This window comes from Bacillus sp. FSL W8-0102 (assembly GCF_038007225.1).
GTDB classification, from domain to species: domain Bacteria; phylum Bacillota; class Bacilli; order Bacillales; family DSM-4216; genus Bacillus_O; species Bacillus_O smithii.
In genome coordinates this window covers 3,518,343-3,539,947 of record NZ_JBBOWT010000001.1, presented here as the reverse complement: position 1 = coordinate 3,539,947, position 21,605 = coordinate 3,518,343, and the positions used below count along the sequence as shown (strand labels likewise).

The window sequence follows — 21,605 nt, the reverse complement described above, 5'->3', positions numbered from 1 at the left end:
TCGGCTATCGCCGAGATCCATAAGGGGCTGCGAAAGGAGAGCTGGTTGGTGTTAAAGGATGAGTTGCTTGGCATCATTCCTGATGAAGCGCGGGTAAGCGCAAATGAAACCGTTTTAGATCACCATAGCAAAGGGTTTTCTTACCATACACCCGTTTTGCCGGATGCGGTGGTATTTCCGAAAACGGAAGAAGAAGTCGTCAAAATCGTCCATTTTGCTAAAGAACGCAGCATACCGATTGTACCGTTTGGAGTGGGCACTAGTTTGGAAGGGCACGTCATTCCGGTGAAGGGCGGAATCAGCATCGATTTTTCCTTGATGAACCGGATTGTGGAGCTGCGCCCGGAAGATTTTATCGTCAAAGTGGAACCGGGTGTCACGAGAATCCAATTAAACAAGCACTTAAAAAAATACGGCCTTTTTTTTCCAGTGGATCCAGGGGCAGACGCAACGATCGGCGGGATGACGGCAACGAATGCGAGCGGAACAAACGCAGTCCGCTACGGAGCAATGAAGCAAAATGTGCTTGGACTGCGTTGTGTCCTTGCTGACGGCCGAGTGATTCCTATGGGAGGAGAAACGGTCAAATCATCAGCAGGTCTGCATTTGGCGGACTTGATGATTGGTTTGGAAGGGACGCTCGGAATTTTTACCGAAATTACACTAAAACTTTATGGTATTCCTGAAGCAATTGTGGCTGCCAAAGTCGTGTTTCCAAATTTGAAAGCGGCAGGGGGAGCTGCTACCGCTGTTTTGCAAGGAGGCATACCGATCGGAAGAATAGAGCTTGTGGATTCTCGGACGATAGAAGCGATTAATCTTTATAAAGGAACCGATTTAATGGTGCATCCGACATTATTTTTAGAGTTTGCCGGAAGCCGGGAAATGGTTCAGCATGATATCCAAATGACGAGAGAGATCATGGAAGACAACGGATGCCTTTCCTTCGAATTTGAAGAAGATTCCATCAAACGAGCTCAATTGTGGGAAGCAAGGCATCAAGCGGCTGTTGCGATTACAAGCAAATACCCCGGGAAGCTTCACGTTTCTACGGATGTTTGCGTTCCTATTTCCAAGCTGACAGGTGCATTGGAAAAGGCTAGGCAATTGGCGGAAGCCTATCATTTGGACGCCGCCATCCTTGGTCATGTAGGGGATGGCAATTTTCATACGTCGCTTGCGATCGATCCGAATGACCAAGATGAAGTGGGCCGTTTCCAAAAGATGAATGAGGCGCTTGTGGATTATGCCCTTCAACAAGGGGGCACATGTACAGGAGAACATGGAATTGGGATCGGGAAAAAGAAATATTTGCTGAAAGAGCATCCGGAAGGACTCGATGTGATGCGCACCATTAAAAAAGCGCTTGATCCAGAAGGAATTTTGAATCCGGGAAAAATCGATTAAAAAGAGTTTTGAAATAAATGGACAAGGAGGGGGGCTTAAGTCTCCTCCTTTTCTTGTCCAACCAGCCGTTAAATAGAATGGCTTTCTCATTTTGAAAGAAAAAGAGTGCGCTTCCCCCTGAACAAATGGTTTTCTCTCCCGTCGGTGATCACGTTTTTATGATCCTTTCTTGATGATCCCTATGTTTTTTTGTAAAATAAGTAGAAGTATGTAGAACTTTGTCATGGCTAGATGAAAGTTACATAGTGAAAATCATCAAAGGGGCGAGATTCGTGGCGAAAGTATATGTATTTGATCACCCGTTAATCCAGCATAAGTTGACTTTTATACGGGATAAAAATACCGGGACAAAGGAGTTTCGGGAACTGGTCGATGAAGTGGCCACTCTAATGGCGTTTGAGATTACCCGTGACATGCCTTTGGAAGAAATTGAAGTGGAAACGCCTGTTGGAAAAGCAAATGCAAAGATTTTATCAGGCAAGAAGATAGGGGTCGTTCCGATATTGCGTGCCGGTATTGGAATGGTTGACGGCATCTTAAAGCTTATTCCTGCTGCTAAAGTAGGTCATATCGGATTATACAGGGATCCCGAAACGTTAAAGCCAGTTGAGTATTACGTGAAGCTTCCATCCGATGTGGAGGAAAGAGATTTTATATTAGTGGACCCGATGCTGGCAACGGGCGGATCTGCCGTTGAAGCGGTTAATTCCTTGAAGAAACGCGGCGCCAAAAGTATTAAATTTATGTGCCTGATCGCTGCTCCGGAAGGGGTTGAAACACTAAAAAAAGCCCATCCTGATGTTGACATTTATATCGCTGCTTTAGATGAAAAACTAAACGAAAAAGGATATATTGTTCCGGGTCTCGGAGACGCGGGAGACCGATTATTTGGTACAAAATAAGGTAGAGTAGGTGCGAATATGAGTGCTCCAATTAAAGTGATGACCATTTTCGGCACCCGGCCGGAAGCCATTAAGATGGCTCCGCTTGTGCTTGAATTAGAAAAGTATCCGGAAGACTTTGAAACGATTGTGACAGTAACCGCCCAGCATCGTCAAATGTTGGATCAAGTGCTGGATATATTCGGAATTGAACCTGATTATGATCTCAATATCATGAAAGATCGGCAAACATTGACAGATGTGACGACAAAAGGCTTGGAAGGTCTTGATAAAGTAATGAAAGAAGTCAAGCCTGACATTGTTTTGGTGCATGGAGATACGACGACGACGTTTATTGCGAGTCTCGCGGCGTTTTACAACCAAATTGCAGTTGGACATGTCGAAGCGGGGCTCAGAACATGGAATAAGTATTCTCCGTTTCCTGAAGAAATGAATCGGCAGCTGACGGGTGTTCTTGCTGATATTCATTTTGCACCGACGGCCAAAGCGGAAGCCAATTTGATTCAGGAGAACAAAAAGAAAGACACTATTTTCGTTACGGGAAACACAGCCATTGATGCGTTAAAAACAACGGTCAAAAGCGACTATCAGCATGAGATTTTAACGAAGGTCGGAAATGACCGGCTGATCTTATTGACTGCCCATAGGAGAGAAAATTTGGGCGAACCTATGCGTAATATGTTTCGGGCTATTAAGAGAATTGTAGAGGAATTGAAGGATGTTCAAGTGGTTTATCCGGTTCATTTGAATCCCGCTGTACGGGAAATAGCCGGGGAGATTCTCGGAGATTATGAAAGAATCCATTTAATTGAACCGCTTGATGTGATTGATTTTCATAATTTTGCAGCCCGTGCCCACCTCATCTTAACGGATTCAGGAGGAGTGCAGGAAGAAGCCCCTTCCCTTGGTGTGCCGGTCTTGGTTCTTCGGGATACAACCGAACGGCCCGAGGGGATTGAAGCGGGTACACTGAAACTTGCCGGGGTGGAAGAAGAGCGTATTTATCGATTGACTAAAGAACTTTTAACGGACCCGCATGAATATGAGAAAATGGCAAAAGCTGTCAACCCTTATGGAGATGGAGAAGCATCCCGCCGAATTGCGGAAGCGGTGCGCTATTATTTCAAAAGAACGAGCCAAAAACCGGATCGTTTTTCATAGAGCCTCTACGTGCGGGAGGCTCTTCATGAACACCTGTTCATCACGAGCTAGAAGAGCAAAAAGGGGACGAGAGTTCAGACTTCTTGGATGCTGAAATGGAAGGGGTTTGATTAATCGTTCTCTTCAAATTAAATAATTCAAAAAAAGTTCACTGTATTTGTGAAAACTTTGTGAAAATTTAAGAAATGTATGTTGTCTTTTCACTGTAAACACATTGACATTGCAAGGTCTCTATTGTATGCTTACAAAGGAAATAATAGAAGTTATTTGAATAAACTGAGCGTGGTGAAAACGCTTGTATTTTTTTGGAGTTCGGGTCAGCTCCCGCTTGAATGTGAGGGTGATGAATGGCTCAAAAACATAAAAGTCCATTTCGGGCAATGGCTCTCTACAGCACCATCTTATCTCAGCTGGCAGGATCTGTTTTGATCGGGATATTTCTCGGTAGATGGATCGATGGCAAATGCCAAACAGAACCTCTGTTTTTAGTGATTGGGCTTTTATCGGGATTAGCGGCCGGAATACTGGCGATGCTGCGTACAATACGCCGTTTCGATTCAGGGGATTAGTGCGTTAAAATATTTGAAAGCTATGAATGGCATTATTACTGTGAATTCTGCCAGTTCTCCATTTTTTTGCTCCGCAAGGCATTTTCTATAGCTTGTATACAAGCATAGCCTGCCAATGGACAAGCCTGGAATTTATCGGGGGTTCGGTGAGCCTGTCCGATATTGTCAAAAAGCTGAGGCCTTGACGTTTTACCTAACAGGCAAAACAGCCTCATTGCTGCCCTTCGCTTTCCGGGTTGAATTCTTCTCCTTATATTTCAATATAGAAATAATGGCAGTAAATGTCATTATGATAGATTTAATGAATCCATTCTAATTTAAGTAACGTGGAAGAGAGGTGATAAGAATTGGAACATGAAGCTCCAATAGTGGAATTTATGGGTCTTACTTTTAACCTGTCCAATGTTTTAATGATCACAGTGGCAAGTGTGATTGTATTCTTAATTGCGATCATCTCCACACGGAAGCTTGCTTTGAAACCGACAGGAATGCAAAATTTCATGGAATGGATCATGGATTTTGTAAAGAATATCATTCAAAGCAACATGGATTGGAAAACGGGCGGGCGTTTTCATATTCTCGGCCTTACTTTGATTATGTATATTTTTGTATCCAATATGCTAGGTCTTCCATTTTCCGTTGTGGTAGATCACAAGTTATGGTGGAAGTCGCCGACATCCGACCCTGCCATTACACTTACGCTTGCAGTTATGATTGTGGTATTAACTCATTATTACGGCGTAAAGATGAAAGGGTTTGGCGGATATGTACGGGGATACTTTGAACCAATGAAACTTTTATTCCCTTTAAAAATAATCGAAGAATTCGCCAATACATTGACTCTGGGGCTCCGGCTTTACGGAAACATCTACGCGGGGGAAATCTTGCTTTCGCTGTTGGCCGGTGGTTTGGCGTCAAGTGTCGGTGGCACTATTGCGGCCATTATTCCGACAATTGCATGGCAAGCTTTCAGTATTTTTGTCGGTTCAATCCAAGCATTTATTTTCACGATGTTAACAATGGTTTACATGGCTCATAAAATCAGCCAAGACCATTAAACATAAATTCATTATATCATTATTTGAAAGAAGAACTTTTTATATATTTTAAAGGAGGAACTTAATCATGAGTTTAGGTGTAATAGCAGCAGCAATTGCAATAGGGTTGGCAGCAATTGGGGCAGGTGTCGGTAACGGTTTAATCGTATCTCGTACGGTACAAGGTATTTCTCGTCAACCAGAACTACGCGGGATGCTTCAAACGGTTATGTTCATTGGGGTAGCGTTAGTTGAAGCGATTCCGATTATTGCCGTAGTTATCGCATTCATGGTTTTGAATCGATAATCACTGGAATTAAGTTGCAAATGGCGAAGATCATTCCATGCGAACCTTCGCCATTCCTTTATGTACCGTATTCCTGCTGGATTGTTATGGTTAGGGAGCTGACTCTTGAAGGGAGTGAATAATACGTGTTGACAAACGCGCTTGTATTGGGAGAAGCACACATCAACAGTGGAGATATCATCTTCCAATTATTGATGTTTATTATTTTATTGGCGTTGTTAAAGAAATATGCATGGGGCCCGCTCGTGGGAATCATGAAACAGCGCGAAGATCATATTGCGAATGAAATTGAAGCGGCGGAAAAGAGCCGTGTTGAAGCGAATAAATTTTTAGAAGAAACTCGTCAAGAACTGAAAAAAGCTAGAGAAGATGCCCAAGCTCTAATCGAAAATGCCAAAAAACAAGGTGAACGGCAAAAAGATGAGATTATTGCCGCAGCTAGACAAGAGGCAGAACGCTTGAAAGAGTCCGCAAAAGCTGAAATCAATCGTCAAAAAGAACAAGCAGTGGCAGAATTGCGTGATCAAGTGGCCTCTTTATCTGTATTGATTGCTTCGAAAGTCATTGAAAAAGAATTGAGCGAGCAAGATCAAGAAAAATTAATCCAAGATTTTATTAAAGAGGCAGGAGAAGGGCGATGAGTAATTCTATAGTAGCCAATCGCTATGCGGCAGCTCTTTTCCAAGTTGCAAAAGAGAACGATCAAGTAGCTCTGATTGGGGAACAGATGAGTGTAGTAAAAGAGGTTTTACAGCAAACTCCGGAATTGCTGTTCTTCTTGAAACTGCCGAAAGTGGACATGTCCAAAAAGAAAGAATTAGTTAAACAGGCGTTTTCAACTGCTTCTCCGTTTATTGTCAATACATTGCTTCTTATGATGGAAAACCACCGCGAAGATCACCTGTTGGAAATGGCTGAAGAATACATAGCCTTGGCCAATAACGAGCGTGGAATTGCAGAAGCGACGGTGACGAGTGTACGCCCATTAAATGAAGAAGAAAAATCTTCACTGTCAGCTGTATTGGCTGAAAAAGTCGGGAAGCAAACTTTGAAAATTGAAAATGTTGTGGATCCGAAGCTTTTAGGAGGCTTGAAAGTCAGAATCGGGAATCGCATTATTGACGGCAGCCTTCGCGGAAAGCTTGACCGGTTAAAACAATTGATTAGCTAGACTATACAACGTATACGTATAAATCATTAAACGGCGAGCAGCACTCGTTGCAGAGTCTCTCGCTTATTCGTTGAATGAATGGCGTGAAATAGCGGGACGACAACTATAACGCTATTTCCTTTCATTCTGCTCTATAAATTAAGAAGGGGTGAAACGCATGAGCATCAAAGCTGAAGAAATCAGCGCGCTGATAAGAAAGCAAATCGAAAATTATCAGGCGGATATGGAAGTAAATGATGTAGGCACTGTCATCCAGGTCGGTGACGGTATTGCTCGTGCCCACGGCCTTGATCATGTCATGGCTGGCGAGCTTTTGGAGTTTTCAAATGGCGTTATGGGATTGGCGCAGAACTTGGAAGAAAATAACGTAGGGATCGTCATTTTAGGACCATATACGGATATTCGTGAAGGAGACGAAGTTCGTCGTACAGGACGTATTATGGAAGTTCCGGTTGGAGAAGAACTCATTGGTCGTGTTGTAAATCCTCTCGGACAGCCGGTTGATGGTCTTGGACCGATTAATACGAAAAAAACTCGTCCAATTGAAAGTCCTGCTCCAGGGGTAATGGATCGTAAATCTGTTCATGAACCTCTTCAAACAGGTATTAAAGTCATTGACGCTCTTGTACCGATCGGAAGAGGACAACGGGAGTTAATTATCGGGGACCGTCAAACAGGTAAAACATCCATCGCGATTGACACGATTATCAACCAAAAAGACCAAAACATGATTTGTATTTATGTGGCAATCGGTCAAAAAGAATCGACGGTTCGGACAACGGTTGAAACGCTGCGCAAAAATGGCGCATTAGATTACACGATCGTGGTGACAGCTTCTGCATCACAACCAGCACCGTTATTGTATTTGGCACCTTATGCCGGCGTTGCGATGGGTGAAGAATTCATGTACAACGGCAAGCATGTGTTGGTCGTTTATGACGATTTATCCAAACAAGCTGCTGCGTACCGTGAACTTTCCTTGCTGCTCCGTCGTCCACCTGGTCGTGAAGCATATCCGGGGGATGTATTCTATCTTCACTCTCGTTTACTTGAACGTGCTGCAAAACTTAGCGATGCGAAAGGCGCTGGTTCGTTGACAGCATTGCCGTTTGTTGAAACACAAGCAGGGGATATTTCGGCCTATATCCCAACAAACGTTATTTCCATCACAGATGGACAAATTTTCTTGCAATCGGATTTATTCTTCTCCGGTGTACGCCCGGCTATTAACGCTGGTTTGTCTGTATCTCGTGTAGGGGGAGCCGCTCAAATTAAAGCCATGAAAAAAGTGGCCGGTACTTTGCGTTTGGACTTGGCATCCTATCGTGAATTGGAATCATTTGCTCAATTCGGTTCTGATCTTGATAAAGCGACTCAAGCAAAATTGGCTCGTGGTGCCCGTACCGTAGAAGTATTAAAGCAAGATTTAAATAAACCAATCAAAGTAGAAAAACAAGTCATGATTCTCTATGCGTTGACTCGCGGATTTTTAGATGACATCCCGGTAGAAGATATCCGCCGCTTTGAAGAAGAATTTTACGCTTGGTTGGATGAAAACGGACAAGCGGTGCTTGATCAAATCCGTTCCACAGGTAACTTGCCGAGCGACGAAGAGATGGCAGGAGCCATTAACGGCTTTAAGAAAACCTTTGCGAAATCCGAGTAACAAAATGGAATTCATTAAGTATAAGGGTGGTGAGAACGGATGGCATCGTTACGCGATATAAAAACTCGTATTAATACTACAAAGAAAACAAGCCAAATCACCAAGGCTATGCAATTGGTTTCCGCTTCGAAATTCAGCCGCGCGGAACTAAATGCCAAAGCATTTGTTCCGTATATGGAAAAAATGCAGGACGTCGTTGCCAGCATTGCGGCCGGAAGCAAAGATATCAAACATCCGATGCTGGTCTCCCGCCCCGTTAAAAAGACCGGGTATTTGGTGATCACCGCAGACCGGGGTTTGGCGGGAGCATATAACAGCAACGTTCTTCGCCTCGTTTACAACACCATTAAAGAACGCCACAAATCAGAAGATGAGTACGCGATTATTGTACTTGGACGAGTGGGCAGAGACTTCTTTGTAAATAGAGGAATGAATGTCGTCTATGATATGGTGGGAGTGCCCGATCATCCGAGTTTTACGGATATTCGGAGCATCGCGAATAAAACGGTGAACTTATATATAGACGGAACGTTCGATGAGCTTCATATGTACTACACTCATTATGTCAGCGCCATCGAACATGAAGTGACAGAGAAGCAGCTTTTGCCTTTGACGGATGTTGCACCGGCGAATAAGCTTACTTCTTATGAATACGAACCTTCGGCGGAAGAAATATTGGATGTGCTGCTTCCGCAATACGCAGAAAGCCTGATATTTGGCGCCATTTTAGATTCTAAAGCGAGCGAACATTCATCACGGATGACAGCCATGAAAAATGCAACAGATAATGCTTTGGAACTGATCGACACTTTAACGCTGTCATACAACCGTGCACGCCAAGCTTCTATTACCCAAGAGATCACGGAAATTGTCAGCGGAGCGTCTGCATTGGAGTAACTCTAGTTCGTTGCGGAAACAAGCGATAGAATTTTTGAATGTGGCAGTCTTTGATCTGCTAAAAGCTAGTTAGGAGGGAACATAATGAGCAAAGGACACGTTCTTCAAGTAATGGGTCCGGTAGTTGACGTGAAGTTCGAGAGCGGCCAGCTTCCCGATATATACAACGCGTTAAAAGTACAATACGAAGCAAAAACGGAATCAGAAGTAAGCATTGATCTCGTATTGGAAGTAGCGCTTCACTTAGGCGATGATACGGTTCGTACGATTGCCATGGCTTCCACAGACGGTCTGCAACGCGGAATGGAAGTAATCGATACAGGAAAACCGATCTCCGTTCCTGTCGGAGACGTAACATTAGGACGGGTATTTAACGTATTAGGGGAAACCATCGATTTAGATGAACCAATTCCTGAAGATGCACGCCGCGATCCTATTCATCGTCCAGCGCCAAAATTTGAACAACTTTCTACCGAAGTGGAAATATTGGAAACCGGAATTAAAGTAGTCGACTTGTTGGCGCCTTATATTAAAGGTGGTAAAATCGGTTTGTTCGGCGGTGCAGGAGTAGGAAAAACGGTTTTAATTCAAGAATTGATTAACAACATCGCACAAGAACACGGCGGTATTTCCGTATTTTCCGGTGTAGGAGAACGGACTCGTGAAGGTAATGACCTTTATCATGAAATGAAAGATTCCGGGGTTATCAGCAAAACGGCGATGGTGTTCGGGCAAATGAATGAGCCGCCTGGTGCCCGTATGCGTGTAGCCCTTACCGGTCTTACCATGGCTGAATATTTCCGTGATGAACAAGGACAAGACGTACTTCTCTTTATTGACAATATTTTCCGGTTTACGCAAGCAGGTTCTGAGGTTTCCGCATTGTTGGGACGTATGCCTTCTGCGGTAGGTTATCAACCTACGTTGGCAACGGAAATGGGACAACTTCAAGAACGGATTACATCTACAAATGTTGGTTCGGTTACATCAATTCAAGCGATTTATGTGCCTGCCGATGACTACACTGACCCGGCTCCAGCGACTACTTTCGCTCACTTGGATGCAACCACCAACCTTGAACGGAAACTTTCTGAAATGGGGATCTATCCGGCAGTAGACCCGCTTGCTTCTACGTCTCGGGCGTTGACACCTGAAATCGTCGGCGAAGAGCATTATAAAGTGGCTCGCCAAGTTCAGCAAACGCTGCAACGCTACAGAGAATTGCAAGATATCATCGCCATTTTAGGGATGGATGAATTAAGCGACGAAGATAAACTTGTTGTACATCGCGCTCGCCGCATTCAATTCTTCTTATCTCAAAACTTCCACGTGGCGGAACAATTTACGGGACAACCTGGTTCCTATGTGCCTGTAAAAGAAACGGTAAGAGGGTTCAAAGAAATTCTGGAAGGAAAATATGACCATCTTCCGGAAGATGCATTCCGTCTTGTAGGTCCGATCGAAGATGTAATCGAAAAAGCGAAAGAAATGGGAGTAGAAGTATAATAAAAGGGTTCAGGAGGTATTCATATGAAAACAATGAAAGTCACTGTCGTCACTCCTGATGGCCCGGTTCATGAATCAGAAGCGGAAATGGTAAGTACCAGAGCGACCAGTGGGGAGCTCGGTATCTTACCCGGACATATTCCGTTGGTTGCTCCTTTAGAAATCGGTGCTGTTCGTTTGAAAAATGGCAATAATACACAATGGATTGCTGTCAGCGGAGGCTTTTTGGAAGTTCGTCCTGATCGAGTGACGATTTTGGCGCAAGCTGCTGAAAGGGCGGAAGATATTGATATTGAACGTGCTCAAGCAGCAAAAGAACGAGCAGAGCGCCGTCTGCGGCAAGAAAACATGGATAATAAGAGGGCAGAATTGGCATTAAAGCGGGCTGTGAACCGCATCAATATATACAAACATAAATAATTGGAATGACCAACCTAGGCTGATCTGAACAGGAAATTTCCGCTTTCTTGTTTGGATCAGCTTTTTTATCGGACTAATGAAATGATCATTCTGCTTTTCGTTTATCTATTGCTCACCGTAAAAAAGAATGGTTGCTGACTTTTTCCGTTTATTTTTAGGTAAGACGTTAAACGGAATAAAGGCTGATTTTATGGAAAAAATGGTCATATCGGCGGGAGTTTGGAACGAAAAATATGGAAGCAGGAAAGAGAAGACATGGTCTTTAGAGTGAGAGGAAGGTTGACCTGTTGATTTTTGATTGAATCGAAAGAATAGGAATGATTCATGAGGAAATCAAATCTCTTTTTTCAAAAGAATGAAACCATCATTCTCAAGAAGAGACTATGTTGTTCGGCCAATCATCGGCAAGGATGGATCATCGATTAGAAAGTGGAATGACAGTCGTTCTCTATGCAAGATTTATGCTACAATAGCTGGCAGGTGGAAAACCTGGAAGGAGAGGTCAGGATGGTTGCACAATTTGGACAACAAGCGCTCCTCAGCATTCTTTCCCATTTGGTGTTTATAGCGATTACATTTTGGGCTTTGCAAGCGCTAAGGTTTGAGAAGCTGATTAAACCCAATAGAGTCTTTCAAGCCAGGCTGTTATACGTCTTGTTGACAATTGCTATTGGTTCAGTGGTCAGCCAATTTTTCTTGGATTATTTGCTATGGTCGCAGCAGCTGCCAATGATGTTTCAATAATTTCTGTTTTTTTGGATCGGAAAAGCGGCCGGAAAGATGACGCTTCCTCTTGATCATAGGGAAAATGAATCGATTTTCAATTTTGGATGGTCCTGAGAATTTAGTTCGTTCTTCACACTTGAATTTTTAAAAATTTTATTTATTATTTTCTTTGGATGCAGTTTTTTTAAACTGCTTTTTGTTTACTTGATTAGCAAGTGAAAATGTACACAAGACTCATTGTTGAAAGATGACGATTATTCCCACGTATTTCTCCCAGGTAACCGGAAACACTGTTACCAAAGGGGAGAAGATGTATGAAAGGAAATTATATCATTTTCGTCATTATTATTGGCATAATGGGTTTTTCAATCGTACTTTTGGGGAAAAACACGATAGCAGTGAACCCGAAACCGGAAATCGAAACACTTGCTAATCTGGCGGAAAGTATGAATGGAACGATTTCTTCATGGTCTTTACACACGAGGGAACCGATTCAAAGTGAAAAAATTGGACAAACTGTACGGAAGCTTCAGGCGGAGTTTTCACACTGGGCTTGGTCCAAAAATACAAATAGTAATGAGAGTTCATACTCTGCTGTATCAACCAAAGGAAATATCCGCCAAACCATTCAAATTGTTTCCAATGAAAACGAACAATCGTATGTCCTTTATACAGTTGAAGGAAGTGACCTGAAAAAAGAAAATCTTTCTTTTATTCATGGAGGGTTTGAAGAAAATTACTCGAAAATTTTTATTCACCACCCTCTGGTTTTCTCTTGTATAAAGGGGAAGTTCAATGGTAAACTTAAGGAAGTTTTGTCAAATCAAGTTTCCTCTATGATGACGGCATTAAATGCAAAAGAAACGGAAGCACTGAAAGAAGACGATCTCTATTCCATTTCAGCTTATTCAAAACAATTCAGTCAGAGCTTACCTCTGAAAGAAAAACGGATGAATTTGCAAATTGGATTGAGAGAAGAACAATTGGACGCCAATACATCCTTTGTCATTGGCACACCAATCATTACAGTTGAATATTAATATAGAGAATTAGGACGCGGAGGGGAATACTCTTGGAAAAAATCATCGTCCGCGGCGGAAAAAGGCTGAACGGCACAGTGAAAGTGGAAGGCGCAAAAAACGCCGTTCTCCCTGTTATCGCTGCAACAATATTAGCAAGTAAAGGAAAAAGTATCATTCGTGATGTACCTGCTCTCTCCGATGTGTATACCATTAACGAAGTGCTGCGTCATTTAAACTGTGACGTGAACTTTGAAGACAATACAATCATAGTAGACGCATCTAGAGAGGTTTTTGTAGAGGCCCCGTTTGAATATGTACGAAAAATGAGGGCGTCTGTATTAGTCATGGGCTCGTTGCTTGCCCGTACCGGTAAAGCGCGGGTAGCCCTTCCAGGTGGCTGTGCAATTGGATCCAGACCGATCGATCAGCATTTAAAAGGTTTTGAAGCAATGGGGGCTGTTGTCAAAGTTGGCAACGGTTTTATAGAAGCGGAAGTTCCCGGCCGATTAAAAGGTGCGAAAATTTACCTTGATTTTCCTAGTGTAGGAGCGACCGAAAATATATTGATGGCTGCTGTATTGGCAGAAGGAACAACGATCATTGAAAACTGCGCCAAAGAACCGGAAATTGTCGATCTAGCGAATTTTCTCAATAAAATGGGAGCAAATGTTAGAGGAGCAGGTACAGGTACGATTCGTGTAGAAGGCGTTGATTATTTGACCGGGGCGGAACATGCCATTATTCCAGACCGAATCGAAGCCGGCACTTTTATGACAGCTGCGGCTATTACGGGAGGAAATGTACTGGTTCAGGGAGCCGTTCCTGAGCATCTTACCTCTCTTATTGCCAAATTGGAAGAAATGGGCGTGACTGTCATTGAAGAAGCGAACGGCATCCGAGTCATCGGTCCGGAAAAGTTAAAAGCTGTGGACATTAAAACGATGCCGCATCCCGGTTTCCCGACAGACATGCAATCACAAATGATGGCTCTTTTGCTGAAAGCAGAAGGTACCAGTGTGATTACGGAAACTGTATTTGAAAACCGGTTTATGCATGTGGAAGAATTCCGACGCATGAATGCGAACATTAAAATTGAAGGACGTTCCGTTATTATTAACGGACCGTGTAAGCTTCAGGGAGCTGAAGTAACGGCTACCGATTTGCGTGCAGCAGCTGCGTTGATACTTGCAGGCTTAGTCGCTGACGGCTATACCCGTGTAACGGAATTAAAGCATTTGGACCGGGGATATGTGAATTTCCATGGTAAGCTGGCCTCGCTGGGAGCCGATATCATCCGCGTTGACGAAGAAGACCAAGAAACCTTGACGGAAAAAGTTGCCATCACAGATGTGAAAGCGTGATGGTCGGCCCGCTTGTGATAGAAAGCGGGCTTTTTTCATGTTTTCCACCAACGGGCGGCCTCTTTTATTTCCCCGTTCGAAAAAGAATCCATCCACCATTATGCCCCGATCATCCGGACTCTATTCAACAAATTTCTGACATAAAAGCTTGTCCTCCGCCATATGTTTGAGATGAGAAAAGCTATTGCCCTTTCTGTCTCAAAAAACGTTACTGGAGGACGTAATACATGATGAAGAACTGGAACCCACTGTTTATTTTATTAGCTATTCTGACTACATCAGCGATGATTATACCGGCCTTGCTTGTCATTCCGTTTTCCGATCAAGGGACGAGCGGAAAAATGACTGAAAAGATTTCAGCGAATAAGAGCCAGTCTCAGTTGGAAAAACAATCAAGCGTAGAAGTGGCGGTATATAGATCCCAACTTCATAAAACGGAAAAAGAGCCGTTGGAAAAATATGTGGCTGGTGTGGTGGCCTCGGAAATGCCGGCGGATTTTGAAATGGAAGCATTAAAAGCACAAGCCTTAACGGCTAGAACGTTTATTGTCAAAAAATTAATGAAAGGTTCTGATGCGCCGGACGGAGCGGATGTTACCGATACGGTGAAAGACCAAGTGTATAAAAGCCCTGAGGAATTAAAACAAATATGGGGAAAAGATTATCAGTGGAAGATGAAAAAAATAGAAGAAGCGGTGGGCCAAACGGCCGGAAAAATTTTAACTTATAATGGAGAACCTATCTTAGCTTCGTTTTTTTCGACAAGCAACGGTTATACAGAAAACTCGGAGGATTATTGGAAACAGCCGATACCGTATTTAAAAAGCGTCAAAAGCCCATGGGATAAAAAATCTCCGCAATATTACTCCAAGACGATCATCCCCGTAAAAGAGTTTGAAAAAAAATTAGGAGTTCATTTAAAAAATAAAAAAGATGCCGGTACTGTCATCCAACGGACAGCTGGCAATCGAGTCGGGAAAGTCTTGATTGCTGGGAAAGAATTTACGGGAAGGGAGATAAGGGAAAAGCTTGGGCTGAAGTCTGCAGATTTTTCCTGGGTGATAAAAGGCGATCATATGACGATTACGACAAAAGGATACGGGCACGGGGTTGGTATGAGCCAATACGGTGCTAATGGAATGGCAAAAGAAGGGAAAAATTACTTACAGATTTTACAATATTATTATCAACATGTGCAAATTGCCTCTTCAGACGATTATTTGAAAAACCGGATCACCGCGCAAAAATCAAGTGAAAACGGAAAGGGAACGGCGATTCCTTAAAAGGTGGGGGATCTTCGCCTTTTTCATAATGAGACTCACTTCTTTGGAAGACAAGACAGGCAGCATTTTCTGGATGGGACCATTATTCGGGAAATGCTGCCTTTTTTAACCTTATAATATAATACCCCAGAATATGGTGTCGCGATTACGTGAATAATTTTAAATGGATTATCGAAAAATAAAAAGTAAAAAAATTTTTTGAAAAAAGGTATAGAATTCACCCGGCCTGTTCAAAATGGTAGCTGAGGTGATGAAAAGTGAGAGAGGAAGAAAAGAAACGAATTTCTCTAAGGATGAAAACTTTCTTTAAAAAACGTTGGGTATTTCCGAGCTTATATCTTGTCATTGCTGCCCTTTTAATAGCCGGTATTGTATGGTATCAAACAACTGAAGATAACAATGCGACGAAAGATCAGGGCCAACAACAATCCGCTGACAACAGCAGCCGTGAGCCTTCGGTGGAAGTCAATACGGCGCTGGAAACCGTGAAGCTTCCATTGGAAAATCCGGATAAAGCCGTTATTAAGCAAAAATTTTATGACAAAAACGCTTCCCAAAAGGAACAAGAAGCCGCACTAGTAGTTTATAACAATACGTATTATCCCAATACAGGAATTGATATTGGTGTGAAAGATGGAAAAAGCTTCGATGTAACGGCGGCGTTAAGCGGAAAAGTAACGAACATTCAAGAAGATGCTTTGCTTGGCAATGTCATTGAAATTGAACATGAAAAAGGAATTGTCACACAATATCAATCTGTGAAAGACATACAAGTCAAAGAAGGCGAAAATGTAAAACAGGGGCAAGTGATCGGAAAAGCAGGAAACAGTGTGTTTAACGAAAAAGCGGGTGTTCATGTCCATTTTGAAATTCGCAAAAACAACACTCCTTTAAATCCTGAACAATATCTCAACAAAACCGTCCAGTAATTTATAGATGCACAGAGAGTGAAAGGAATAAACTCTCTGTTTTTTTATTTTCATTTGAACTTGGAACAAAGGAATCCATCCGTTTTTTGAGCTGCTGCCACGCTGATTTTCACGACTGATTCTGTATCCGCCCGTAAAAAAGTCCCTTCATGCCTTGTCCTTAATACTGATTTCGTGCATATATTTTTAACCAAGCTAATAAAATGATTACAAACCTGCACAAAAATTAGAGAGAGTGTTTGAGGTGAGGAATCGTTAAAAAAGCAAATATCCAAAGGCAAAAAGACTTGATCAGTCGTGGTAAAGATAGAAAGCGATCTCGCTTTCTGCCGCATGCGCGGGGGAGGACCACCAATTTATTTTCATGCGGGAATACAGTACTTAAATGAAGTGAAAGCGAGTCTCATTTCACACTTCTCACATCCAATTTAGGGAGGGCGAGTGGTGTGCACGATTACATCAAAGAGAGAACGATCAAGATTGGAAAGTATATCGTGGAGACGAGAAAAACGGTTCGCATGATCGCGAAGGAGTTTGGCGTATCCAAAAGTACTGTCCACAAAGATTTAACGGAACGATTGCCTGAAATAAATCCTGAACTAGCTAATGAAGTGAAAGCCATATTAGATTACCATAAATCGATCCGCCACCTGCGGGGTGGAGAAGCGACAAAGAAAAAATACCGCGGGCATAATCCTGCCGCTTTGAAGCGGTAAGGGGAAAGAGGTGACCTGTTGCTGCAAAGGTCACCTCTTTTTCAGTTTCATGTCTTTTTCGCTCTCCTTTTTGAAAAACATTTATGATAAAATAGATAATTGGGGATATAGAACTTCATTTCAAAAAATTGTACATAAATGGAAGAAAAGAGGAAAGGAGCCCTTATACAACATGTTTTCAAAGGATATCGGGATTGACCTGGGGACGGCCAATGTGCTTATTCATGTAAAAGGACAAGGAATTGTGTTAAATGAACCATCAGTCGTTGCGATTGACCGAAATTCAGGAAAAGTGCTGGCAGTCGGAGAAGAAGCGAGGCGTATGGTCGGAAGAACTCCGGGCAATATTGTCGCTATTCGGCCGTTAAAAGACGGAGTGATTGCTGATTTTGACATTACAGAATCCATGTTGAAACATTTCTTAAATAAGTTAAACGTAAGCGGACTTATATCCAAACCGCGAATTTTAATCTGCTGCCCGACGAATATCACGAGCGTGGAACAGAAAGCGATCCGGGAAGCAGCTGAAAAGAGCGGCGGGAAAAAAGTCTATTTAGAAGAAGAACCGAAAGTAGCCGCAATCGGGGCGGGAATGGATATCTTTCAGCCGAGCGGCAACATGGTAGTGGATATCGGCGGAGGAACGACCGACATTGCGGTGCTTTCGATGGGGGACATTGTTACTTCCGAGTCCATTAAAATAGCGGGCGACAACTTTGATATGGAAATTTTAAATTACATAAAAAAAGAATATAAGCTGCTGATTGGAGAGCGTACGGCAGAACAAATTAAAATGACCATCGGAACGGTATATCCGGATGGTCATAATGAAGAAATGGATATCCGCGGCCGCGATATGGTCACTGGCCTTCCACGAACTTTAACGATTAACTCGAAAGAAATTGAAGGGGTTTTAAGAGAGTCCGTTGTATCCATTGTCCAAGCAGCCAAAAACGTGTTAGAAAAAACGCCGCCGGAGCTTTCTGCTGATATCATTGACCGCGGAGTGATGCTGACAGGAGGAGGAGCGCTGCTTCACGGCATTGACCAGCTGCTTTCGGATGAATTAAAAGTGCCGGTGCTCATTGCTGAAAATCCGATGAGTTGTGTAGCGGTAGGTACGGGAGTCATTTTGGATCATATTGATAAAATATCCAATCGGAAATTCATTTAAGGATGCAAGCCATATGGCGGGCATGGACTTCTACTACAGTTGGCAGGGATGAATTTTTTTCTAAAAAAGAGAAAGCATTGCCAAATGGTTTCCTGTATAATAAAACCAGCAATCCATTGCAGAGGTGAATCAATATGTTCAGAGGGTTTTATACAGCGGCTTCGGGCATGATCGCTCAACAAAGAAGAACAGAGCTGCTGACGAATAATATGGCTAATGCTAATACGCCAGGATATAAAACGGATAAATCCTCGCTTCGGGCTTTTCCGGAAATGCTGTTAAGCCGCTTGGACGAATATGGCAAGCTGGCGAAAATCCCTTCTTATACAACGGTTGGGAGCTTAAATACGGGTGTCTATATGCAAGAAACCATTCCCAACTTTGTTCAAGGAGACTTGCAGGAAACAGGAAACAAAACCGATTTGGCGCTGTTGGATATATTCGTGCCGGGAAATCAAGGGGCTAATTCAAAGGGAACGGTCTTTTTTGCTGTCCAGGGGCCAAATGGCATACGGTATACACGCAATGGAAATTTTACTGTCAATGGACTTGGCTATTTGACAACGGCTGACGGTTTGAATGTTCTCGATACGAACGGAAATCCAATCAGGGTTCAAACAGATAATTTGAAAATTGACGAACAAGGGCGAATTTTTGATAATGGGGAGTATGTGGCGCAATTAGGCGTGTCTTATGCGGCCAATCCCGACTCTTTAGTCAAAGAAGGGGATGGGCTTTATCGTTTGGATAACGGGACGCTTCCAAACGCTTTTCAAGTGAATAATATCCGCTTTCGAATTCAGCAAGGATTTACGGAACGATCCAACGTGGATGCCGCTCAAACCATGACCGATATGTTAGCCGCTTATCGTGCGTATGAGTCGAATCAGAAGGTGCTGCAGGCTTATGACCGCAGCATGGACAAAGCCGTCAATGAAGTGGGGAGAATCAATTAGTCGCCTGAAGAGGAGGAGCAGCAGTGAACCGCATAATGATCAATGCTACTAATACATTGGGCCAATTGCAAAAACAGCTGGACGTCATCAGCAACAATTTAGCGAACGCTGACACGAATGGCTTTAAAAGCCGTGAAGCCACTTTTTCCGACCTGCTAGTCCAACAGTTTCAGAATCAGCTTCACCCAAACAGAGAGATGGGAAGAATGACACCGGAAGGGATTCGATTGGGAACGGGAGCCAAATTGGCCCAAACCAAAATGAATACGAAATTGGGACCTATTCAAACAACGGGACGTTCCTTGGACTTGGCATTGACAAATGAAAATCAATACTTTAAAGTTTTGGTTCAGGAAAATGGACGGGAAGAGATTCGTTTTACGCGAAATGGTGCTTTTTATCTTTCCCCTGTGAACGGCAATCAAGTCATGCTTGTCACAGCCGAAGGATATCCTGTGTTAGATGAACAAAATCGACCTGTTCAATTGAACCGGCAAGCGGGTCAAAACATAACAGTGGATAAAACGGGAAGGCTTTCGGTCGGAGGAGGACAAGCAGTGAATTTGGGAATCGTGTCCGTTGAGAGGCCTCAATATTTAGAACAAAAAGGAAATAACTTGCTTGGTCTGCCTGCTGACAGCACAGTAGCCATTGGGGAAGTCGCACGCGATTTAACGGGGGCTCTTCGCAGTGAAATCAGCGTTCAACAAGGAGCGCTTGAGAAGTCCAATGTCGATATTTCCAAAGAAATGACAGATATGATCAACGTCCAGCGTTCTTATCAATTTCAATCCCGGTCGGTTACTCTTGGCGATCAAATGATGGGGCTTGTGAATAGTCTTCGCTAAAGGTGATCTTATGACAGAACAGCAGAGAAAAGTTAGAAAGAAAAAGAAATTAACGCCCCTGGGACGATTTATAGTGAATCTTTTCTTAGTTGCATTCACAGCGTTTGTCGGGGCGGTCATCGGCTATAGCGTCATTGGACATGGGAAGCCGATGGATGTTTTAAAGCCATCGATGTGGATGAATTTATTTTCGACGATAAAGGACTTGTTATTGTCTAAGGAGGCATAAGGTGCATGTTGGATTTGCAACAGATCAAAGACATTATTCCGCACCGCTATCCGTTTTTGCTGATCGATCGGATCGAAGAATTGGAAGACGGCAAAAGAGCGGTGGGAATTAAAAACGTAACGGGCAATGAAGAATTTTTTAACGGCCATTTTCCCGATTACCCTGTCATGCCGGGAGTACTTATTGTAGAGGCGCTGGCTCAAGTAGGAGCAGTGGCGGTTTTGAATAAGGAAGAAAACCGGGGAAAGCTCGCTTTTTTTGCCGGAATCGACAAATGCCGTTTTAAAAAGCAAGTAAAACCTGGAGATCAGCTTCGCCTTGAAGTGGAACTTGTGCGGGTTAGAGGAAGCATCGGCAAAGGCCAAGCGACGGCTACAGTGAACGGGGAAATCGTTTGTGAAGCGGAAATTACGTTTGCACTAGGGGATCGTTCGCAATCGAAATAAAGCCATCCCGATCATGCTTAGCCGCTTGGATCAAGTTTTGGCTGAAACGGTTTAACAGGCTTCGTTTTTGGGAGTCTTTCATATAGTCGACTGAATGGGTCGCCATATGAAAGATTTTCAAATAACGGAGTCTTTTTTATGAAATTTTTTCGGGCGAAAGGAAAAAATAAGCGGAAGCATTGTAAAAAAGATGGTTTTCGCGCTTGGTTTATACATTTTCAGTTGCCGACAGGTCGGCTAGTCGGCTTTTGCAATCTTTTTTTCAAATCGGAATAGATTCATGAAACTAGCGCATGATAACAACCGACCAGTAATATCCGGTCTACCAATGGATGGAATAATGAAAGGAGAAGGATAGAAATGAGTAAGTTTTTGCAATTAATGGGAGGCTCGCTGTTAGCTATTTTGCTTTTAGCCGGCTGTAACACCAATCAAAATCCTCCGCCGCCTGCCAACGACAACGACAACGGTGTAATAGACGATAACCGCCGCGATCTTAATGACAACAATCGCCGCAATAACAATAATGACCGTAATGATTTAAACAGAAATAACAACAATGATGGGCCTGATCTCAACCCTAATGACAATAACAACAACGGTATTTTAAACAACAATAACCGAAGAACCAATGATAAGAACACCAATAATGATTGGGATATGACGAAAGACAGAAATACTCCGGGAGAAGAGCCAATCGAAGATAAACGTGATGTAAGAGATAAAGACAATAAAGATGAATGATGGCGAAAAAGGGAACATCAACGGTTGAATTCTTTCGTTGAGCCCCTCTTTTACAGGAGGCGCTTGGTGCATCCGACGAAAAGATGGAGGAGTGCCGGCTGCTGAAAAGAGGCGCTAGGAATGAATCG

General features: G+C 43.1%; 24 protein-coding genes. All 24 read left to right on the top strand.

Translation table 11 applies throughout. The features are described 5' to 3' along the window. Positions 1-45: 45 nt before the first annotated feature. The 24 genes from N1I87_RS16785 to N1I87_RS16670 all read left to right on the top strand — a co-directional run bounded on the left by N1I87_RS16785 (position 46) and on the right by N1I87_RS16670 (position 21,477). Complete coding sequence (locus N1I87_RS16785; RefSeq protein ID WP_341103017.1) at positions 46-1,407, top strand: FAD-binding oxidoreductase; 1,362 nt, start codon at positions 46-48, stop codon at positions 1,405-1,407. A 272-nt stretch (positions 1,408-1,679) separates the two neighbouring features. After that, the gene (gene upp / locus N1I87_RS16780; RefSeq protein ID WP_003353343.1) at positions 1,680-2,309 is read left to right on the top strand and encodes a uracil phosphoribosyltransferase; all 630 of its coding nucleotides are present in this window, start codon (positions 1,680-1,682) and stop codon (positions 2,307-2,309) included. A gap of 18 nt (positions 2,310-2,327) precedes the next feature. Further along, the gene (gene wecB, locus N1I87_RS16775) at positions 2,328-3,470 is read left to right on the top strand and encodes a non-hydrolyzing UDP-N-acetylglucosamine 2-epimerase (protein WP_341103015.1); all 1,143 of its coding nucleotides are present in this window, start codon (positions 2,328-2,330) and stop codon (positions 3,468-3,470) included. 347 nt (positions 3,471-3,817) lie between these two features. Continuing rightward, positions 3,818-4,039 (top strand): AtpZ/AtpI family protein, encoded by a 222-nt coding sequence (locus N1I87_RS16770; RefSeq protein WP_270583863.1) that lies wholly within the window; start codon positions 3,818-3,820, stop codon positions 4,037-4,039. Between the two features lie 347 nt (positions 4,040-4,386). After that, on the top strand, positions 4,387-5,097 hold the full coding sequence (atpB, locus tag N1I87_RS16765; RefSeq protein ID WP_270583864.1) for a F0F1 ATP synthase subunit A: 711 nt from the start codon (positions 4,387-4,389) through the stop codon (positions 5,095-5,097). 67 nt (positions 5,098-5,164) lie between these two features. Beyond that, positions 5,165-5,383, top strand: coding sequence for a F0F1 ATP synthase subunit C (atpE, locus tag N1I87_RS16760; RefSeq protein ID WP_003353338.1), 219 nt, complete (start codon positions 5,165-5,167; stop codon positions 5,381-5,383). 125 nt (positions 5,384-5,508) lie between these two features. Beyond that, complete coding sequence (locus N1I87_RS16755) at positions 5,509-6,024, top strand: F0F1 ATP synthase subunit B (protein ID WP_048624235.1); 516 nt, start codon at positions 5,509-5,511, stop codon at positions 6,022-6,024. Continuing rightward, entirely contained in the window at positions 6,021-6,554 is a 534-nt protein-coding gene (locus N1I87_RS16750) for a F0F1 ATP synthase subunit delta (RefSeq protein WP_003353336.1), read from the top strand. The genes N1I87_RS16755 and N1I87_RS16750 overlap by 4 nt, the downstream gene beginning before the upstream one ends. A 157-nt stretch (positions 6,555-6,711) precedes the next feature. Beyond that, the gene (gene atpA / locus N1I87_RS16745) at positions 6,712-8,220 is read left to right on the top strand and encodes a F0F1 ATP synthase subunit alpha (protein ID WP_003353335.1); all 1,509 of its coding nucleotides are present in this window, start codon (positions 6,712-6,714) and stop codon (positions 8,218-8,220) included. Positions 8,221-8,259: 39 nt separating this feature from the next. Then, positions 8,260-9,117 carry an ATP synthase F1 subunit gamma gene (atpG, locus tag N1I87_RS16740; protein WP_003353334.1) on the top strand — a complete coding sequence of 286 codons (858 nt, stop codon included), beginning with the start codon at positions 8,260-8,262 and terminating at the stop codon, positions 9,115-9,117. An 84-nt stretch (positions 9,118-9,201) separates the two neighbouring features. Continuing rightward, positions 9,202-10,623 (top strand): F0F1 ATP synthase subunit beta, encoded by a 1,422-nt coding sequence (gene atpD, locus N1I87_RS16735; protein ID WP_003353333.1) that lies wholly within the window; start codon positions 9,202-9,204, stop codon positions 10,621-10,623. A gap of 24 nt (positions 10,624-10,647) precedes the next feature. After that, positions 10,648-11,043: a F0F1 ATP synthase subunit epsilon gene (locus N1I87_RS16730; RefSeq protein WP_270583867.1), complete on the top strand. Its 396-nt coding sequence runs from the start codon at positions 10,648-10,650 to the stop codon at positions 11,041-11,043. A gap of 507 nt (positions 11,044-11,550) precedes the next feature. After that, entirely contained in the window at positions 11,551-11,787 is a 237-nt protein-coding gene (locus N1I87_RS16725; RefSeq protein WP_003353330.1) for a DUF1146 family protein, read from the top strand. Positions 11,788-12,083: 296 nt separating this feature from the next. Continuing rightward, positions 12,084-12,809 carry a YwmB family TATA-box binding protein gene (locus tag N1I87_RS16720; RefSeq protein ID WP_340396436.1) on the top strand — a complete coding sequence of 242 codons (726 nt, stop codon included), beginning with the start codon at positions 12,084-12,086 and terminating at the stop codon, positions 12,807-12,809. Positions 12,810-12,841: 32 nt separating this feature from the next. Further along, positions 12,842-14,152 (top strand): UDP-N-acetylglucosamine 1-carboxyvinyltransferase, encoded by a 1,311-nt coding sequence (murA, locus tag N1I87_RS16715; protein WP_003353328.1) that lies wholly within the window; start codon positions 12,842-12,844, stop codon positions 14,150-14,152. Between the two features lie 230 nt (positions 14,153-14,382). Further along, positions 14,383-15,435, top strand: a complete 1,053-nt coding sequence (gene spoIID, locus N1I87_RS16710) for a stage II sporulation protein D (RefSeq protein ID WP_445285720.1) — start codon at positions 14,383-14,385, stop codon at positions 15,433-15,435. Between the two features lie 257 nt (positions 15,436-15,692). After that, positions 15,693-16,364: a M23 family metallopeptidase gene (locus N1I87_RS16705; RefSeq protein ID WP_341103010.1), complete on the top strand. Its 672-nt coding sequence runs from the start codon at positions 15,693-15,695 to the stop codon at positions 16,362-16,364. Positions 16,365-16,810: 446 nt separating this feature from the next. Further along, on the top strand, positions 16,811-17,080 hold the full coding sequence (gene spoIIID / locus N1I87_RS16700) for a sporulation transcriptional regulator SpoIIID (RefSeq protein ID WP_341103008.1): 270 nt from the start codon (positions 16,811-16,813) through the stop codon (positions 17,078-17,080). A gap of 172 nt (positions 17,081-17,252) precedes the next feature. Then, a complete protein-coding gene (locus N1I87_RS16695) occupies positions 17,253-18,254 on the top strand; it encodes a rod shape-determining protein (RefSeq protein ID WP_048624226.1) in 1,002 nt (333 codons plus the stop codon). Positions 18,255-18,388: 134 nt separating this feature from the next. After that, positions 18,389-19,210, top strand: a complete 822-nt coding sequence (locus tag N1I87_RS16690) for a flagellar hook-basal body protein (RefSeq protein ID WP_048624225.1) — start codon at positions 18,389-18,391, stop codon at positions 19,208-19,210. Positions 19,211-19,233: 23 nt separating this feature from the next. Further along, positions 19,234-20,058: a flagellar hook-basal body protein gene (locus N1I87_RS16685; RefSeq protein WP_341103006.1), complete on the top strand. Its 825-nt coding sequence runs from the start codon at positions 19,234-19,236 to the stop codon at positions 20,056-20,058. Between the two features lie 73 nt (positions 20,059-20,131). Next, a complete protein-coding gene (locus N1I87_RS16680) occupies positions 20,132-20,287 on the top strand; it encodes a DNA-directed RNA polymerase subunit beta (protein WP_270583845.1) in 156 nt (51 codons plus the stop codon). A 5-nt stretch (positions 20,288-20,292) separates the two neighbouring features. Further along, a complete protein-coding gene (fabZ, locus tag N1I87_RS16675; protein ID WP_003353316.1) occupies positions 20,293-20,733 on the top strand; it encodes a 3-hydroxyacyl-ACP dehydratase FabZ in 441 nt (146 codons plus the stop codon). A 360-nt stretch (positions 20,734-21,093) separates the two neighbouring features. Then, the gene (locus N1I87_RS16670) at positions 21,094-21,477 is read left to right on the top strand and encodes a hypothetical protein (RefSeq protein ID WP_048624222.1); all 384 of its coding nucleotides are present in this window, start codon (positions 21,094-21,096) and stop codon (positions 21,475-21,477) included. Positions 21,478-21,605: the final 128 nt, after the last annotated feature.

Coding starts and splice junctions, on each gene's coding strand:
- wecB (WP_341103015.1), top strand. CDS start 2,328: ATGAGTGCTCCAATTAAAGTGATGACCATTTTCGGCACCCGGCCGGAA.
- N1I87_RS16770 (WP_270583863.1), top strand. CDS start 3,818: ATGGCTCAAAAACATAAAAGTCCATTTCGGGCAATGGCTCTCTACAGC.
- atpE (WP_003353338.1), top strand. CDS start 5,165: ATGAGTTTAGGTGTAATAGCAGCAGCAATTGCAATAGGGTTGGCAGCA.
- N1I87_RS16750 (WP_003353336.1), top strand. CDS start 6,021: ATGAGTAATTCTATAGTAGCCAATCGCTATGCGGCAGCTCTTTTCCAA.
- atpA (WP_003353335.1), top strand. CDS start 6,712: ATGAGCATCAAAGCTGAAGAAATCAGCGCGCTGATAAGAAAGCAAATC.
- atpG (WP_003353334.1), top strand. CDS start 8,260: ATGGCATCGTTACGCGATATAAAAACTCGTATTAATACTACAAAGAAA.
- atpD (WP_003353333.1), top strand. CDS start 9,202: ATGAGCAAAGGACACGTTCTTCAAGTAATGGGTCCGGTAGTTGACGTG.
- N1I87_RS16730 (WP_270583867.1), top strand. CDS start 10,648: ATGAAAACAATGAAAGTCACTGTCGTCACTCCTGATGGCCCGGTTCAT.
- N1I87_RS16725 (WP_003353330.1), top strand. CDS start 11,551: ATGGTTGCACAATTTGGACAACAAGCGCTCCTCAGCATTCTTTCCCAT.
- N1I87_RS16720 (WP_340396436.1), top strand. CDS start 12,084: ATGAAAGGAAATTATATCATTTTCGTCATTATTATTGGCATAATGGGT.
- spoIID (WP_445285720.1), top strand. CDS start 14,383: ATGAAGAACTGGAACCCACTGTTTATTTTATTAGCTATTCTGACTACA.
- N1I87_RS16695 (WP_048624226.1), top strand. CDS start 17,253: ATGTTTTCAAAGGATATCGGGATTGACCTGGGGACGGCCAATGTGCTT.
- N1I87_RS16690 (WP_048624225.1), top strand. CDS start 18,389: ATGTTCAGAGGGTTTTATACAGCGGCTTCGGGCATGATCGCTCAACAA.
- fabZ (WP_003353316.1), top strand. CDS start 20,293: ATGTTGGATTTGCAACAGATCAAAGACATTATTCCGCACCGCTATCCG.
- N1I87_RS16670 (WP_048624222.1), top strand. CDS start 21,094: ATGAGTAAGTTTTTGCAATTAATGGGAGGCTCGCTGTTAGCTATTTTG.